This is a genomic window from Nevskia sp. (assembly GCF_021732705.1).
Taxonomy (GTDB): Bacteria; Pseudomonadota; Gammaproteobacteria; order Nevskiales; family Nevskiaceae; genus Nevskia.
This window is the reverse complement of sequence record NZ_JAKFUM010000009.1, coordinates 32,376-47,618: the sequence shown is the minus strand read 5'-3', so window position 1 is coordinate 47,618 and position 15,243 is coordinate 32,376. Positions and strand designations below refer to the sequence as shown.

16 protein-coding genes are annotated in these 15,243 nt (G+C 67.2%); 9 read left to right on the top strand and 7 right to left on the bottom strand.

What is annotated here, in order from left to right:
- Positions 1-3 precede the first annotated feature (3 nt).
- The 3 genes from QZ951_RS10975 to ispZ all read right to left on the bottom strand — a co-directional run bounded on the left by QZ951_RS10975 (position 4) and on the right by ispZ (position 2,262).
- Complete coding sequence (locus QZ951_RS10975; protein WP_293000626.1) at positions 4-1,380, bottom strand: adenosylmethionine--8-amino-7-oxononanoate transaminase; 1,377 nt, start codon at positions 1,378-1,380, stop codon at positions 4-6.
- A 77-nt stretch (positions 1,381-1,457) separates the two neighbouring features.
- Positions 1,458-1,733, bottom strand: a complete 276-nt coding sequence (locus QZ951_RS10970; RefSeq protein WP_293000625.1) for a BolA family transcriptional regulator — start codon at positions 1,731-1,733, stop codon at positions 1,458-1,460.
- Entirely contained in the window at positions 1,717-2,262 is a 546-nt protein-coding gene (gene ispZ, locus QZ951_RS10965; RefSeq protein ID WP_293000624.1) for a septation protein IspZ, read from the bottom strand. The genes QZ951_RS10970 and ispZ overlap by 17 nt, the downstream gene beginning before the upstream one ends.
- A 118-nt stretch (positions 2,263-2,380) precedes the next feature.
- Between ispZ and QZ951_RS10960 the strand changes: the two genes are divergently transcribed.
- The 8 genes from QZ951_RS10960 to QZ951_RS10925 are packed head-to-tail and all read left to right on the top strand — an operon-like array spanning position 2,381 to position 9,720.
- On the top strand, positions 2,381-3,007 hold the full coding sequence (locus tag QZ951_RS10960; protein ID WP_293000623.1) for an L-threonylcarbamoyladenylate synthase: 627 nt from the start codon (positions 2,381-2,383) through the stop codon (positions 3,005-3,007).
- A gap of 36 nt (positions 3,008-3,043) precedes the next feature.
- Entirely contained in the window at positions 3,044-3,706 is a 663-nt protein-coding gene (locus tag QZ951_RS10955) for a site-2 protease family protein (protein ID WP_293000622.1), read from the top strand.
- 34 nt (positions 3,707-3,740) lie between these two features.
- Positions 3,741-4,745: a tryptophan--tRNA ligase gene (trpS, locus tag QZ951_RS10950; protein WP_293000621.1), complete on the top strand. Its 1,005-nt coding sequence runs from the start codon at positions 3,741-3,743 to the stop codon at positions 4,743-4,745.
- Positions 4,742-5,602: a ScpA family protein gene (locus QZ951_RS10945; protein ID WP_293000620.1), complete on the top strand. Its 861-nt coding sequence runs from the start codon at positions 4,742-4,744 to the stop codon at positions 5,600-5,602. The genes trpS and QZ951_RS10945 overlap by 4 nt, the downstream gene beginning before the upstream one ends.
- Positions 5,599-6,360, top strand: a complete 762-nt coding sequence (locus QZ951_RS10940) for an ABC transporter ATP-binding protein (RefSeq protein ID WP_293000619.1) — start codon at positions 5,599-5,601, stop codon at positions 6,358-6,360. The genes QZ951_RS10945 and QZ951_RS10940 overlap by 4 nt, the downstream gene beginning before the upstream one ends.
- Positions 6,357-7,868, top strand: coding sequence for a hypothetical protein (locus QZ951_RS10935; protein ID WP_293000618.1), 1,512 nt, complete (start codon positions 6,357-6,359; stop codon positions 7,866-7,868). The genes QZ951_RS10940 and QZ951_RS10935 overlap by 4 nt, the downstream gene beginning before the upstream one ends.
- 38 nt (positions 7,869-7,906) lie before the next feature.
- Positions 7,907-8,785, top strand: a complete 879-nt coding sequence (gene scpB, locus QZ951_RS10930) for an SMC-Scp complex subunit ScpB (protein ID WP_293000617.1) — start codon at positions 7,907-7,909, stop codon at positions 8,783-8,785.
- On the top strand, positions 8,782-9,720 hold the full coding sequence (locus tag QZ951_RS10925) for a pseudouridine synthase (protein WP_293000616.1): 939 nt from the start codon (positions 8,782-8,784) through the stop codon (positions 9,718-9,720). The genes scpB and QZ951_RS10925 overlap by 4 nt, the downstream gene beginning before the upstream one ends.
- A gap of 195 nt (positions 9,721-9,915) precedes the next feature.
- On the opposite strand, the gene QZ951_RS10920 is transcribed toward QZ951_RS10925, so the two are convergent.
- A complete protein-coding gene (locus QZ951_RS10920) occupies positions 9,916-10,680 on the bottom strand; it encodes a ParA family protein (protein ID WP_366943877.1) in 765 nt (254 codons plus the stop codon).
- Positions 10,681-10,826: 146 nt separating this feature from the next.
- On the opposite strand from QZ951_RS10920, the gene QZ951_RS10915 reads away from it, so the two are divergent.
- Positions 10,827-11,114, top strand: a complete 288-nt coding sequence (locus QZ951_RS10915) for a pyrimidine/purine nucleoside phosphorylase (RefSeq protein WP_293000614.1) — start codon at positions 10,827-10,829, stop codon at positions 11,112-11,114.
- 13 nt (positions 11,115-11,127) lie between these two features.
- On the opposite strand, the gene QZ951_RS10910 is transcribed toward QZ951_RS10915, so the two are convergent.
- The 3 genes from QZ951_RS10910 to QZ951_RS10900 form a co-directional block, all read right to left on the bottom strand.
- Positions 11,128-12,450: an MFS transporter gene (locus QZ951_RS10910; protein ID WP_293000613.1), complete on the bottom strand. Its 1,323-nt coding sequence runs from the start codon at positions 12,448-12,450 to the stop codon at positions 11,128-11,130.
- Positions 12,451-12,482: 32 nt separating this feature from the next.
- Positions 12,483-13,877 carry a TIGR00366 family protein gene (locus QZ951_RS10905; RefSeq protein WP_366943876.1) on the bottom strand — a complete coding sequence of 465 codons (1,395 nt, stop codon included), beginning with the start codon at positions 13,875-13,877 and terminating at the stop codon, positions 12,483-12,485.
- A 154-nt stretch (positions 13,878-14,031) separates the two neighbouring features.
- A complete protein-coding gene (locus QZ951_RS10900; RefSeq protein ID WP_293000611.1) occupies positions 14,032-15,030 on the bottom strand; it encodes a hypothetical protein in 999 nt (332 codons plus the stop codon).
- Positions 15,031-15,243: the final 213 nt, after the last annotated feature.

Genomic DNA, 15,243 nt, shown 5'->3' with positions numbered 1-15,243 from the left:
GCGTCAGTCGCGGGTGGCGGCGTGGATGCCGTCGATCGCGACCCGGCACATCTGCACCAGTGCGTCATCGTCGATGACGTACGGCGGCATCAGGTAGATCACGTTGCCGAGCGGCCGCAGCAGCACGCCATGCTCGAGCCCGTGACGATAGACCCGCAGCCCGCGCCGTTCGGACGCCGGATAGGCTTCGCGCTTGCGCGGATTCCGCGCGATCTCGACGGCGAGGATCATGCCCTGCTGGCGCAGGTCGATGACGTTGCGATGCGTCGCCAGTTCTCCCATCAGTCCCCAGATGCCGGCCGAGGTGATGCGGTTGCGGGCCGTCCAGTCTTCCTGCTCGAACAGGTCGAGCGCGCCGAGAGCCGCTGCGCAGGCCAGTGGGTTGCCGGTGTAGCTGTGCGAATGCAGGAAGGCGCGCTGTGCGGCGTAGTCGGCGTAGAACGCTTCGTAGACCGTGTTCGTGGTCATGGTCACGGCCAGCGGCAGCGTGCCTCCGGTCAGACCTTTGGACAGGCACAGGAAATCCGGCGTGGTCTGGCTCCACTCGTTGGCGAACATCCGCCCGGTGCGGCCGAAGCCGACCGCGATCTCGTCGGCGATGTAGTGCACGCCATGGCGCGTGCAGGCGTCGCGCAGCAGCTTGAGATAGATCGGGTGGTACATGCGCATGCCGCCGGCGCACTGCACCAGCGGCTCGACGATCACCGCGGCGACTTCGTGCGCGTGCTTCGCCAGCGTTTCCTCCATCAGCCGGAAGCGGCGACGCGTGTAGTCCTCCCAGGATTCGCCCGGCGTGCGGTCGAAGCAGTCCGGTGACGGCACGACGATTGGCGGCTGCATCAGCGGCGAGTAGGCATCGCGATACATGCCTTCCCCGGAAACGCCGAGCGCGCCCAGCGTTTCACCGTGATAGGCGTTGTCCAGCGCGATGAAGCGGGTCTTGCCGGGCTGCCCGACATTGCGCCAGTAATGCGCGCTCATCTTCAGCGCCACCTCGATCGCGCTGCTGCCGTTGTCCGCGTAGAAGCAGCGGGTCAGCGCTTCGCTGCCGGCGCTTTTCGGGGCGATCCTGACCAGCCGCTCGCTCAATTCCACCACCGGCTGATGGCTGAAACCGCCCAGCAGCACGTGGTCGAGCCGGTCCAGCTGCGCCTTGACCCGCTCGACGATTCGCGGGTTGCGGTGGCCGAAGATGTTGGTCCACCACGAGCTGACGGCGTCGATGTAACGCTTGCCGTCGAAATCGGTCAGCCAGACGCCTTCGGCCGAGGCGATCGGCACCAGCGGCAGCGCGCCACCAGCCTCGTGGTCGCGCATCTGCGTGCACGGATGCCAGACGTGGGCGAGCGAGCGCGAAATCCAGTCGGCGTTGGTGGTCATGGGGGCGGCGGTTGAGGGGGCGGCACTGCGAATCGGGACGGGTAGGTGCGCACGACGGCGCATCCGACAATCCGACCTTACGCGTCCGTCACTTCCTCGGGTGCCTTGGCGACGATCGACAGCGCATGGATGTCGTCCTTCATCTGGTCGGCGAGGGCTTCGTAAACCATGCGGTGCCGCGCGATCAGCGTGCGGCCGGAAAACTTTTCCGACACGACGAACACGCGGTAATGGCCGCCACCCTTGGCCCCGGCGTGGCCGGCGTGGCGATGGCTGTCGTCCTCGATGTCGAGGCGGATCGGGTTCAGGACCGTTTGCAGCGTGGTCCGGATGTTGTCAACGCGGAGCGGCATCGGGATCGACGAAGTGGCGGGACAGGAACGGGATGTGGGCGAGCATGAACACGAACATCAGCGCGGTGAAGCCGAAGGCCTTGACCTTCACCCAGACGTCTTCGCTGTAGTTCAGCGCCACATAGATGTTCAGCACGGCACAGAACGCGAAGAACAGCGCCCATGCGAAATTGACCCGCCGCCACAGGCGATCCGGCATCACCAGCGCCTTCTGCGGCAGCCGCTGCAGGATCACCCGGTCGCCGATCACGTGACTGGCCAGCAGCGCCAGCGAAAACGCGCCGTACAGCACGGTCGGCTTGTACAGGATGAAGGTGGCGTTGTGGAAGTACAGCGTCAGGCCGCCCATGACCACGGCGACACCGGCGACCGCCAGCTGCAGTTTCGGCACCTTCCCGGTCCTGAAGTAGGTGAACCCGACCATGACCAGCAGCGCCACGACCAGCACCGCCGTCGCCACGAACAGGTCGTAGAACTTGTAGGCGGCGAAGAACAGGATCGCCGGGATCAGGTCGAGAACGGCATTCATGGAATCGGGTGTCGCTCCGGGGGCGGCGCAGGCCGCGAGCCGGATTATAGCGACGGCATTTTCCGTCGCGTCAGGGGCTGTCGCACGGCTGCAGCCCTGGCCGTGGGACAATGCCGGCATGGCATGCGAATGGCTGGAACTGCACCCGATCGATCCCCAGAAGCGCTGGCTGCAGCGCGCGGCCGACCGCGTGCGCGCCGGTGCGGTGATCGCGTATCCGACCGATTCCTGCTACGCCTTCGGTTGCCGGCTGGGCGACAAGGACGCCGCCGAGCGCATTCGCGGCCTGCGCGAGTTCGATCGCCACCACCAGTTCACGCTGGTCTGCCGGGATCTCTCCGAAATCGCGACCTACGCGCGGGTCGACAACTGGCAGTTCCGGCTTTTGAAGCAGCTGACGCCGGGTCCGTACACCTTTGTGCTCGAAGCGACCAAGGAACTGCCGCGCCGCATCGCGCACGAGAAGCGCAAGACCATCGGCATCCGCGTGCCGGAACACCGGGTCGCGCACGCGCTGCTGGAATTGCTCGGCGAGCCGATGCTCAGCTGCACCCTGCAGTGGCCGGATGAGGACCAGCCGCTGGCCGATCTGGATGACGAGCGTGCGCGGCTGGAGCGCTCGGTCGATCTGGTGCTGGACGCCGGGAGCTGCGGCGTTGACCCGACGACGGTGCTGGACCTCACGGGCGATGCGCCGGCGCTGCTGCGCCAGGGCTTGGGCGACGTCTCGATGCTCGGGCTGTGACGCGGCCGGGGCGGCACGCGCCGGTATAATCGGTCTATGAAATCCCTCGACCTTTTTCAGCGGCTGGCTGTCTCCCTGCTGCCGCTGGTGCTGGCGCTCACCGTTCGCGAGATCGCGCGCGGCTACATGGCCCATTCGCTTGGCGACAACACCGCTCGTGCCGAGGGCCGGCTGAGCCTCAACCCGCTGGCGCATGTCGACCCGATCGGCACGCTGCTGCTGCCGGGCGTGTTCATTGCCCTGAGCAGCGCCGGCATCAGCAGCTTTCTGATCGGCTGGCCCAAGTTCATCCCGATTTCCGAGGGTCGCTTCCGCGATCCGCGCAGCGGGGCGATCAAGGTGGCCGCCGCCGGCCTGCTGGCCAACCTCGCGATGGCGATCGCGTTTGCCGTCCTGCTGAAGATTGCCAACGGCATGCCGGGCTCCAGCGAGGGCGTGTGGTTGGGCGTGCGCTACATGGCGAACGTCGGTATTGCCTTCAACGTCAACTTTTTCGTGCTGAACCTGCTGCCGCTGCCGCCGTTCGACGTCGGCCGGATGCTGCTGGTCACGCTGCCGCCGCGGCAGGCGATGAAGCTGGAGCAGATACAGCCGTACACGTTTCCGATCATCCTGGTGCTCGCCTTCATCGGCGTGCTCGGCGCGATCACTGCGCCGATCTACAAGCTGACGCTCGGCCTGATCCAGCTGATCGTCTGATCGCGCTCCGCCGCATTCCACTTTTCGCGTCCCGATGACCTCGAATTCCCGTCCCACCGTCCTGTCCGGCATCCAGCCGTCCGGCCGTCTCACGCTCGGCAACTACCTTGGCGCGATCAAGAACTGGCTGCCGCTGTCGGCGACCTACGATTGCCACTACATGCTGGTCGACCTGCACGCGATCACCGTGCGCCAGGACCCGGCGATCCTGCGCGAGCGCTGCTACGAGTTTCTGGCGCTGTACATCGCCTGCGGGCTCGATCCGAAGGACAACGTGCTGTTCGTGCAGAGCCATGTGCCGGCGCACTCGCAGCTCGGCTGGATCCTGAACTGCTACACGCAGTTCGGCGAACTGGGCCGGATGACGCAGTTCAAGGACAAGAGTGCGAAGCATGCCGACAACATCAACGCCGGCCTGTTCGGCTACCCGGTGCTGATGGCGGCGGACATCCTGCTGTATGACGCAGCGCAGGTCCCGGTCGGCGACGACCAGAAGCAGCATCTGGAGCTGACGCGCGATATCGCCAATCGATTCAACAACTTGTATGGCGATGTCTTTACCGTGCCGGAGCCGATGATCCCGCCGGTCGGCGCCCGGATCATGGGCTTGCAGGACCCGACCGGGAAAATGTCGAAGTCCGACGACGCCGAAACCAATGCGCTGTATCTGCTCGATACGCCGGACGTGATCGTCCGCAAGATCAAGCGCGCGGTCACCGACATGGACGGCGTGGTGCGTTTCGACATCGCCGCCAAGCCGGGGGTGTCGAATCTGCTGGCTATCCTCGCCGCAACCACCGGCAAGACCGTCGCTGCGCTCGAAGTCGAGTTCGAAGGCAAGCAGTACGGCACGTTCAAGGGCGCGGTCGCCGATGCCGTGGTCGAATGTCTGAAGCCGGTTCAGGCGAAGTACGCCGAACTGCGCGAAGACCGCGCCGGCCTCCAGGCAGTGCTGAAGGATGGCGCCGAGCGCGCCAGCGTGCGTGCCAACGCCACGCTCAAGCGCGTGCACGACGTGCTGGGCCTGATTCCCGCGTGAACGAGCCCGAGACGCTCGACGCCGGCGATGTCGCCGCGCCGCCCGCGGTCGCGGCCGAGCCGCGCACGCCGCGAGTCAATGGCGAGCGGCTGTCGCAACTGCCGAGCGATCTGTACATCCCGCCGGATGCGCTGGAGGTCTTCCTCGAAACCTTCGAAGGCCCGCTCGACCTGCTGCTGTACCTGATCCGCAAGCAGAACCTGGACATCCTCGATATCCCGGTGCTGAAGATCACGCAGCAGTACATGGAATACATCCGCCTGATGCGCGAGCTGCGCCTCGAACTGGCGGCCGAATACCTCGTGATGGCGGCGTGGCTGGCCGAGATCAAGTCGCGCATCCTGCTGCCGAAGCCGCCGACGCACGACGACGAGACTGGCGGCGACCCGCGCATGGAACTGGTGCGCCGGCTGCAGGAGTACGAGCGCTTCAAGACCGCGGCCGAGAACCTCGATGCGATGCCGCGAGTCGGGCGCGAGATTGCCGTGGTGCAGGCGCGTCCGGACAAGATCGAGGTCGCCCGGCCGCAACCGGCACCGGGGCTGCGCGAACTGATGCTGGCGCTGCGCGACGTGCTGCTGCGTGCCGAACTGTTCACCCGCCACACGATTGCCCGCGAGCCGCTGTCCGTGCGCGAACGCATGAGCTCGGTCCTCGATCGCGTGCGCACGGGACCTGTCCGCTTCGAGGATCTGATCGATCTCGAGGAAGGCCGCGCCGGTGTCGTCGTCTGCCTGCTGGCGATCCTCGAACTGGCGAAGTCGTCGATGCTGGAAATCACGCAGGCTGGCCCGTTCCTGCCGGTGACGATCGCCGCGGCCGGCTCGGCCGAACGCGCGCTCGCGGACGACGCGTGACACCCGCGCTTGAACTGATCGGGGTCGTCAAGGACTACGGCGGCAAGCGCGCCGTCGATGGCCTGAACCTGCGGATTCCGGCCGGCGCGTTCTACGCACTGCTCGGGGCGAACGGCGCCGGCAAGACCACGACCCTGCGGATGATCGCCGGACTGCTGCAGCCCGACGGCGGCAGCATCCGCGTGTTCGGCGAGTCGCTCGCCGGCAACCCGACCGGCGCCAAGCAGCAGATGGCGTTCCTGCCGGACGAGCCGATGCTGTACGGCAAGCTGCGCTGCACCGAATACCTCGAATTCGTCGCCGGTCTGTGGGGCGTCGATGGCCGCACGGCGGCCGCCCGCGGTCAGGACCTGCTGCAGTGGCTGGACCTGTGGGACGCCCGCGCCAACTACTGCGAGAACCTGTCGCGCGGCATGCAGCAGAAGCTGACCCTGGCCGGCGCGCTGATCCACAACCCGAAGCTGCTGATCCTCGACGAGCCGCTGACCGGTCTCGATGCCGCGGCGGCCCGCAAGGTCAAGGATTTCCTGGCCGGCCTGGTCCGCGACGGCCTGACGGTGCTGTTCACCACGCACATTCTCGAAGTGGCGGAGCGCATGGCCACGCGCATCGGCCTGATCCGCGCCGGGCAGTTGATCGCCGAGGGCACGCTCGACGAACTGCGGGCGGTCTACGGCAGCGAGCACACATCGCTCGAAGACCTGTTCCTGTCGGCCACCGAGGCGGGGCCGGCACCCGCGGCCGGAAGCGCGTCGTGATCGGCCTGCGGGCCGGCGGACTGCCGTGGCTGGTCTGGCAGGACCTCCGGCTGAACGTGCGCAGCATGAGCTTCGGCACCGGCAAGCGCTGGCCGCTGCTGATCTACATCGGCTTCATCGCGCTGATGCACGCCGGGGCCGGAATTCTGCTGTGGGGCATCTTCCGACAGCCGAAGCTGATTCCGCCGGACAAGGTGGTGCAGCTGACCGGCGTGCTGCTGCTGTCGCTCGAATTCTTCGTGCTGATGGCAGCGATGCTCGGCACCTTCCGCCTGATCCTCGCCGGCCGCGAACTGACCCTTCACCTGAGCAGCCCGCTGCCGTTCGCGCGCGTGCTGTGGATGCGGGTGCTGGCGCTGGTCGCCGGCACCTGGGCGGTGTCGATCCTGCTGGTGACGCCGGTCGCGAACATGGGCGCGATCCTGGGCAAGCCGGCGTTCCTGCTGGCCTATCCGGTGACGGTGATGATGGCGGTGGCGACGGTGGCCTTCGCGCTGACCGCGATGGGGCTTGCCGTGCGTAGCTTCGGCATCGTTCGCGCGCGGCGCGTGCTGCAGGTGGTGCAGGCCGGCGTGCCGCTGATCTTCGTGCTGTCGAGCCTGATCGGGCGCGATGACGGTGCCGGGCGTCCGGTCGGCGTCAACGGCGGCGGGCTCGAGGATCACGCCTGGCTGCTGCGGGTGCCGGCGCTGGCGGTCGGCGGCGATCTGGCGGCGATGGCAACCCTGGCGCTCGGTGCCGTGCTGGCGCTGATCCTGGCCGCGCGCTTCGCAGCGCCGGCCGTGCTGCTGGCCGTGCAGTCGCCGGATGCCGTCCCGACGCAGCAGAAGGCTCGCGCGGGCGACCTGCGTTTCAGCACCGGCCTGTTCCGGGTGATGCTGCTGAAGGAATGGCGGACGATCCTGCGCGATGCGCGGCTGTCGATCGCGCTGCTGGCGCAGCCGGTGCTGATCATCATGTTCTTCTACTCGAACCTGTTCCGCGGCGAGCACAAGCTGGCCGCGTCGGTTGCGGCGACGACCTTCTGCGCCGCGCAGATCTGCCAGTACATCGCCAACCTGATGATCAGTGCCGAGGAAGCGCCCAGCCTGCTCGGCGCCGCGCCGCAGCCGCGCGGCCGGGTTATCGCGTTCAAGTGCATCGCCGCATTGCTGCCGGTGCTGGTGGTGATGCTGCTGGCCTCGGTGTCGGTGGCGCTGGATGATCCATGGATCGGCTTCGTCTGTCTCGTCTGCAGCTTCGGCGCGGGTTTTTGCGCGTGCGCGGTCGAGGTGGCGCGACCGTATCCGGCGCCGCGACGCTCGTTCGTCAAGGTCGGCAGCGGCCGGACCAAGCGCGATCCGCTCGACATCGTCAGCGTCATCGCGATGCAGTTGGGCTGGACCGCCGCCGCGTGGTTTCTGGCCACCGGCAGTCACTGGGGCGCCGCCATCGTGCTGCTGGTGATGCTCGTGCCGTTCTTCGAATGGTGGCGCGACGCCAACCGGCAGGCATTGCTGGGATACTGACGGCCGAACAATGGCTGCGAACGAAGGAAGCAAGACCCGTGGAGCATGATGTGCAGGACAACGCGAACGACCCCACCGAGACGCCAGGCGCTGCCGATGCGGCGGCACCGGCCGCTGCGGAGCCGGTGACCGCGCTCGCGGCGGGCCCGGTCGTCGAATCCGCAGCCGAACCGGCGGCCGATGCCGCGGTCGAGCCGGCCGCGGACGCGGACGATCTGCCGGCTGCCGCGACCGAAGGGGAATCGGCGCCGGTCGTCGATCTGTCGGCCGTGTCGCTGATTCTCGAAGCGCTGCTGCTGGCATCCGACGGCCCGCTGTCGATGGATCAGCTCGTGCGGCTGGTCGGCTCCGAATTCAATCTGGGCAAGCGTGAACTGCGCGAGGCGCTGGCGCGGGTCGATGCCCGGTTCTCCGGCACGGCGAGCGAGCTGCGCGAGGTCGGCAGCGGCTGGCGCGTGCAGGTGCGCCCGGAGTACGCCGAGTGGATTTCGCGGCTGTGGCAGGAAAAGCCGCCGAAGTATTCCCGCGCGCTGCTCGAAACGCTGGCGCTGATCGTCTACCGCCAGCCGATCACGCGCGGCGAGATCGAGGAAGTGCGCGGTGTCGCCGTGTCGTCGAACATCCTGCGGACCCTGCAGGAGCGCGGCTGGATTCGCGAGCTGGGCCACAAGGACGTGCCGGGTCGCCCGGCGCTGTTCGGCACCACCGGCCAGTTTCTCGACGACTTCAACCTGAAGACGCTCGACCAGCTGCCGCCGCTGCCGGACGTGAAGGACCTGGAACAACTCGAAGCCGCGCTGGCCAAGCTCGGAGCGGGTGCCGTTGTGGACGTGCCGCCCGAGGAAAGCGACGTGAACGAAGACGAACAGCCGGCCCCGCCGTCGGCCGAGCCGCCGAGCGGCGTGGTGGTCCATTGAGCGGCGAACGGATTCAGAAGGTGCTGGCCGATGCCGGCATCGCGTCGCGTCGCGCGGTCGAAACGATGGTCGCCGAAGGCCGGATCAAGGTGAACGGCGAACCGGCCACGCCGGGCCAGAAGATCGTCCCGGGCGATCGGGTGATGGTCGATGGCCGCAGCGTGCGTCACAGCTACGCGCAGCAGGCCACGCGCGTGCTGCTGTACAAGAAGCGCACCGGCGAGCTGGTGACGCGGGACGATCCGGAAGGCCGCAAGACCGTCTTCCGCAAGCTGCCGGATCTCGAAACCGGGCGCTGGATCGCGGTCGGCCGACTCGATCTCAACACCTCCGGCCTGCTGCTGCTGACCAATGACGGCGAACTGGCGCGGCGCCTGACCCATCCGAGCTTCGAGCTGGAGCGCGAGTACGCCGTGCGCGTGCTCGGCACGATCACCAAGGAAACACTCGACAAGCTGCGCAAGGGCGTCGAACTGGAAGACGGCCCGGCGCACTTCGACAAGATCGAAGCCGGCGAGAAGGCCGACATCCCGATCGACGACGAAGACGAGGACGGCGGCCCCCGCGTCGCCGCGAACAGCTGGTGGAAGGTCACGCTGAAGGAAGGCCGCAACCGCGAGGTTCGTCGCCTGTTCGAATCGCAGGACCTGAAGGTCAGCCGCCTGATCCGCGTTCGCTATGGCCCCATCGTGCTCGGTCGCGGCGTGAAGTCCGGCGGCTATCGGGAACTCGACAAGGACGAGCTGAACGCACTGCGCGCTGCGGTGAAGTTCACGGCGCCGAAGGCCCCGAAGCCACCGCGCGAGCGCCGCTCGCGTCCGGGCGGCGCGGAGCGCAAGGCCGGCGACGTGCCGCGCCGTGACGCGATCAAGAAGGTCGACCGGACGGCGAAGCCCGCCGGCTGGACCGGCTACCGGCCGCGCAAGCCGGAGTAATCGAAAATTGGGGCCCGAAAATTGGGGTCAGATACACATTAAATCTCCGTCATTCCCGCGAAGGCGGGAAGCCGGCGCGCCCGGTCCGTGACCGGGCGGCGATCGCGGACTGGATTTCGGCTTTCGCCGGAATCACACCGTTGGTGAGCGCGGTCTTCCGACCGCCAGCACCGCGTCACGCGCCGCTGTGAAGCTTCAGTGCCCCAGCGAATCGAACAGCGCGATGTACTCCTGCGTCACCCGGTGCGTCGGGTCGAGGTAGATCATCGGCCGGTGCAGTTCGTGCGATTCCTTGACCCGAACTGATGACGACAGCGAGGCATCGAGCAGCGGCTGGCCTTCCGCCTTCAGTTCGGCGACCACGCGCTGCGGCATCTTCGCGCGGGACTGGAACTGGTTGACGATGATCCCTTCGATCGTCAGGTCCTCGTTGTGGTCGGCCCGCAGCTCGTGGATGTTGTCGATCAGCGTGTACAGCGCCTGCCGCGAGAACTCGTCGCAATCGAACGGGATCAGCACGCGATCGGCGGCGATCAGCGCCGAACGGCTGTAGAAATTCAGCGCCGGCGGCGTGTCGATGAACACCGCGTCGTAGCCTTTCAGCTTGTCGAGCGCCTGGTTCAGCTTCTGGACCTTCTGCTTGGCTTCGAGCTTGACCTGCAGATCGTCGAGCTTCGGGCTGGCGGCGACCACGTCGAGATTCTCGTACGGCGAGTTCGTCGCGTAGGTCATGAACGGCGGCGACTGGATCGAGAAGCTCAGCGTCGATTCGAAGAAATCGGCGATCGAGCGGTCGGCCTGGGCGGCCAGCGGGCCGAGCAGGTACTGCGTCGAATTGCCCTGCGTGTCGAGATCGATCACCAGGGTGCGCAGCCCGCGCGACGCGGCGATCGCAGCGAGGTTGCAGACGATGGTCGTCTTGCCGACGCCGCCTTTCTGGTTGAACACGACTCTGCGGATCATGGAAGGCTCGTAGTGGGCGGCAACAGCGCCGTCGGGCGATTATCGCCAGATTCCTGCCGCAGTGCAGCAATCTGATGCGCACGGCGAACAGGCCGCGAACCCGGTTAGCATGCGCCCCCGAATTCTCACCAGAAGGAGTGGTCATGCTGAAGCACAACACGTATTTCGAAGGCGGCGTCCAGAGCATCGGCTTCGAGCGCAACAGCCTGCGCGCGTCGGTCGGCGTGATCGCGCCGGGCGAATATCACTTCGGCACCGCCGCGGCCGAGCGCATGACCGTGGTCAGCGGCCTGCTGCAGGCCAAGGTCGGCGAACTGGGCTGGCTGAACTATCCGGCCGGCACTTCGTTCGAGATCGGCGCCAACAGCGGCTTCGATGTTCGCGCGGTTGGCGGCCCGGCGGCCTATCTGTGCGAGTTCCTCGGCGCCTGAGCCGCGGATGGTCTCAATCCCGATCGCCGTCCCGATCGATTCGGGAGGTCGATCGGGTTTCCGGAAGCCGCAGGTATACCAGCAGCGACAGGCCGATCATCGCGCTGACGTAGAAGTAGAAGCCGGTCGCGAACTGTTGCTGCTTGAACCACAGCGCCACGTATTCCGCCGTGCCGCCGAACAGCGACACCGACAGCGCGTACGGCAGGCCGACACCGAGCGCCCGCACGCCGACCGGGAACAGCTCCGCCTTCACGATGGCATTGACCGCGGTGTAGCCGCTGATCACGGTCAGCCCGAGCAGCATCAGCCAGAAGGCTTCGACCGGACTGCCGGCCCGGCCGATGGCGGTCAGCAGCGGCACCGTGCCGAACAGCCCGCCGATGCCGAACGCGATCAGCAGCGGCTTGCGGCCGATGCGATCCGACAGCGCGCCGGCCACCGGCTGCAGCAGCATGTAGACGAACAGGGCGGCGGCCGAAATCAGGGTCGCGTCGTTCTTCGAGAAGCCGCTGGTCGTCACCAGAAACTTCTGCATGTAGGTGGTGAACGTGTAGAAGGCCAGCGTCCCGCCGAGCGTCAGGCCGACCACAGTCAGCGCTTCGCGCGGATGGGCGCGCAGCAGCTCGCGCAGCGGGCTTTCGACGCGCGCCGTCTGCCGCGAGAACACCTCGGTTTCGTGCAGACCGCGCCGCAGGAACAGCGCGACCAGCGACAGCCCGCCGCCGATGACGAACGGAATGCGCCAGCCCCAGTCATCGAGCTGCTGCGGCGTCAGCAGCAGTTGCTGCAGCACGATCAGCACGGCGAGTGCCGACAGCTGGCCGAGGATCAGGGTGACGTACTGGAAGCTGGACCAGAAGCCGCGATGCGCCGGCGAGGCCACTTCGCTCAGGTACGTCGCCGAGATGCCGTACTCGCCGCCGAGACTCAGACCCTGCACGAGACGGGCGGCAACCAGAATGATCGGCGCCGCAACGCCGATCTGCGCGTAGCCGGGTGTCAGGGCGATCGCCAGCGAGCCGGCGCACATCATCAGCACCGACAGCATCATCGCCGCGCGTCGGCCACGGCGGTCGGCATAGCTGCCCATCAGCCAGCCGCCGATCGGCCGCATGAAGAAGCCCACGGCGAAGATTGCGGCCGTGTTCAGCAGTTGCGCGGTTTCGTCGCTGCCGGGAAAGAACGCCTTCGAGAAGTACAGCGCAAAGGCCGAGTACGCGTACCAGTCGAAATACTCGACGAGGTTGCCGATCGAGCCGCTGAAGATCGCCTTCAGCCGTGCGCCCGGCGTCATCTCCGGCCCCGGGTTCACGCTCGATGACGGTTCATGCATGGCGGCGTTTCCGGGTCGTTGTCGAGCAGACGCTACTGCGGAATCTGCGGCGGCACGTAAGTCAGCGTCAGCCCGAGGATCCACAGCAGGAACAGCACCACCGGCGTGTGAAACAGGAACTGCAGGAACGTGTAGCCGACGATGTCCCGCGTCCTGAGTCCCACGATGCCGAGCAGCGGCAGCATGAACAGCGGATTGATCAGGTTCGGCAGCGCTTCCGCCGCGTTGTAGATCTGCACCGCCCAGCCGAGGTGCGCCTGCAGGTCGTTCGCGGCCTGCATCACGTAGGGCGCTTCGATCAGCCACTTGCCGCCACCGGACGGCACGAAGAAGCCGAGCACCGCCGAGTACGCGCCGATCACCACCGGGAAGCTGTCGCGGGTGGCGATGCTGGCGAAGAACGTCGACAGATGGCTGGCGATGGTCGAGCCGTCCGGCGCCTTCGCCGCCGTCAGCATCATCGCGATGCCGGCGTACAGCGGAAACTGGATCATGATGCCGGCGGTCGACGGCACCGCTTCGTAGACCGAATCCAGAAAGCGTCGCGGGCTCCATTGCAGCAGCAGCCCGAGCATGATGAACAGGAAGTTGTAGGTGTTCAGCGAGGTGATCGCGCCGATCGCGCCCTTGCCGGCGAATTCGCCGTACAACCACAGCGCACCGAGCGCGAACAGCGCCAGATTCAGCACCGGGCTGCGTTCCGGACGCTCGCCCGGTCGGCTGGCCGGCGCGCGATCTTCCGCGGCCAGCGCGCAATCCACGCCGAGCATCGTCGCGGTTCGGGCCTGCGCCGGCGCCGGCGCGGACTTCACCGCGATCAGCGTCGACAGCACGACCAGAATCGCCGTCATCAGCAGCGATTGCCACAGGAAGATGGTCTGGGTGAACGGGATCACGCCGGTGATCGCGAGCAGTTCCCGGCTCATGCTGGCCGGGTTGGCCTGAAGCTGCGCGGCTGACGACGACAGCCCCAGCGCCCAGACCGCACCGAGGCCGAGATAGGCCGCGGCCGACGCTGCGCGGTAGTCCATCGGCAGATCGCGTCGCCGGCCCAGCGCCTTGACCAGCAGCCCGCCCAGCACGAGCCCCAGCGCCCAGTGGATCAGCGACAGCAGCATCGTCACGATCGCCACCATGCCGATGGCACCGGGGCCCGTCGTCGGACGGCGGGCGAGTGCCTCGATCAGCCTGCGTGCCGGTGGTGACGAGGCCACGACGTGACCGCCGACCAGCACGTAGCACATCTGCAGGGTGAACGGGATCAGCGTCCAGTAGCCATCGCCAAAGGCCTTGGCCACGGCGGTCGGCGCAGCGCCATTGAGCGCGGCGGCGGCGGCGACCACCAGCACGGCGGTCACCGAAAACACCCAGGCGTCCGGGAACCAGTGTTCGGACCACGCGCAGAAACGCAGCGCCAGTCGCGACATCGCATTGCCTTCGTTCACATGCCCCTCGCCATGCGCGCCTTCGAGCGAGGCGCTGTCATCCGCCGAATGATAGCGGGGCGCATGGCCACAACGAAAAACGCGCGGGCCGGAACTGGCTCCGACCCGCGCGTTCAGGTGCTGCGAAGGGCCGGGCTCAGCGCACCGGGTTGCCGGTCATGTAGGCGCGGCGGATGTCGCGGCCGCACAGCACCGAGGCCCAGTAGGCGTTGCCGCGCAGGGTTTCGCGCGCGACGATGCCGTAGGTCTTCTTGTCCGCGGAAATCCACGGATAGAAGCCTTCGAGGCCCGGGCTGGAGAAGCTGCCGTCGCCGGTCTGCGGGTCATCCTCGACCCAGTGGTTGAGGCTGTAATGCCAGGCTTCCTTGACCGGGCTCTTCAGCGCCGTCGGGCAGCGGCCGGGCAGGGTGCAGACGGCATTGCTGCCGAGGTAATCGCGCATCTTCAGATCACCATTGATGATCTTGCGCAGGAACGTGGCGTAGCCGGCCGGCGTGCCTTCCATGCCGCCGGCAGGCTGCGGACGGGCGTACGACAGATCGACGTCGTTGCCGATGTAGGTGCGCACTTCGCGCGTCAGTTCCTGACCGTTGAAGCGACCGAGCCCGAGTTCCACCGCCAGACGCTGATCATGCCCGCCGCCGTACGAGAAGCGGCCGACATCGCCCGGGGTGGTTTCGGAGTTCGATCGCACGCGCAGGCAGGCTTCGACCGAACGCGTCAGCAGGCAGGCGATCGGGTTGAACGCCGTGGCGCCGGAGCGCATCGTCAGGGCTTCGACAACGCCGCTGTCGAGCCGGCCACTCTTGCCGAGCTTTTCGACGACGTAGGCGCCCCAGACGAACTTCGACGCGGACGCGATCTTGATCGACTTGTTGGCGGAGTAGGAGTCGCCGACGCTGCCGCTGACGATGGCACCGCGGCCGTCGCCGACTTCCCAGTAGAAGTCGCCGATCGCCTGGCAGGACTGGCTGCCGGTGGCCGTGGCCTTCGCGGCTGCGACCGGGCCGCTGGCACCACCGCCGGCCGGGGCTTCCGCCTGCACCTGAGGTGCGGAACAGCCGAACAGGCCGGTCAGGCCGAGGCCGATGACCATCAGCGACCGGCTCAAGGGGATTCTGGTACGAGGATTCACGGGAACTCCGGGGGCGGGGTGTGGGTGGAGGGTCGCATGCCGGCCGCGGGGGCGGTCGGGGCTGCGTCGGGCAACGCAAGCCGCGCGCCGATTGTGCCGGTCCGACGCGCGATATAGCCAACGCGCCGGCAACTTGATCATCTCGTTCTGAGACCGTACCGATGCTGAACAGTGCCGCAGCGTCCGCGCCCCGGCGTCCGGCTGCGGCCGCTC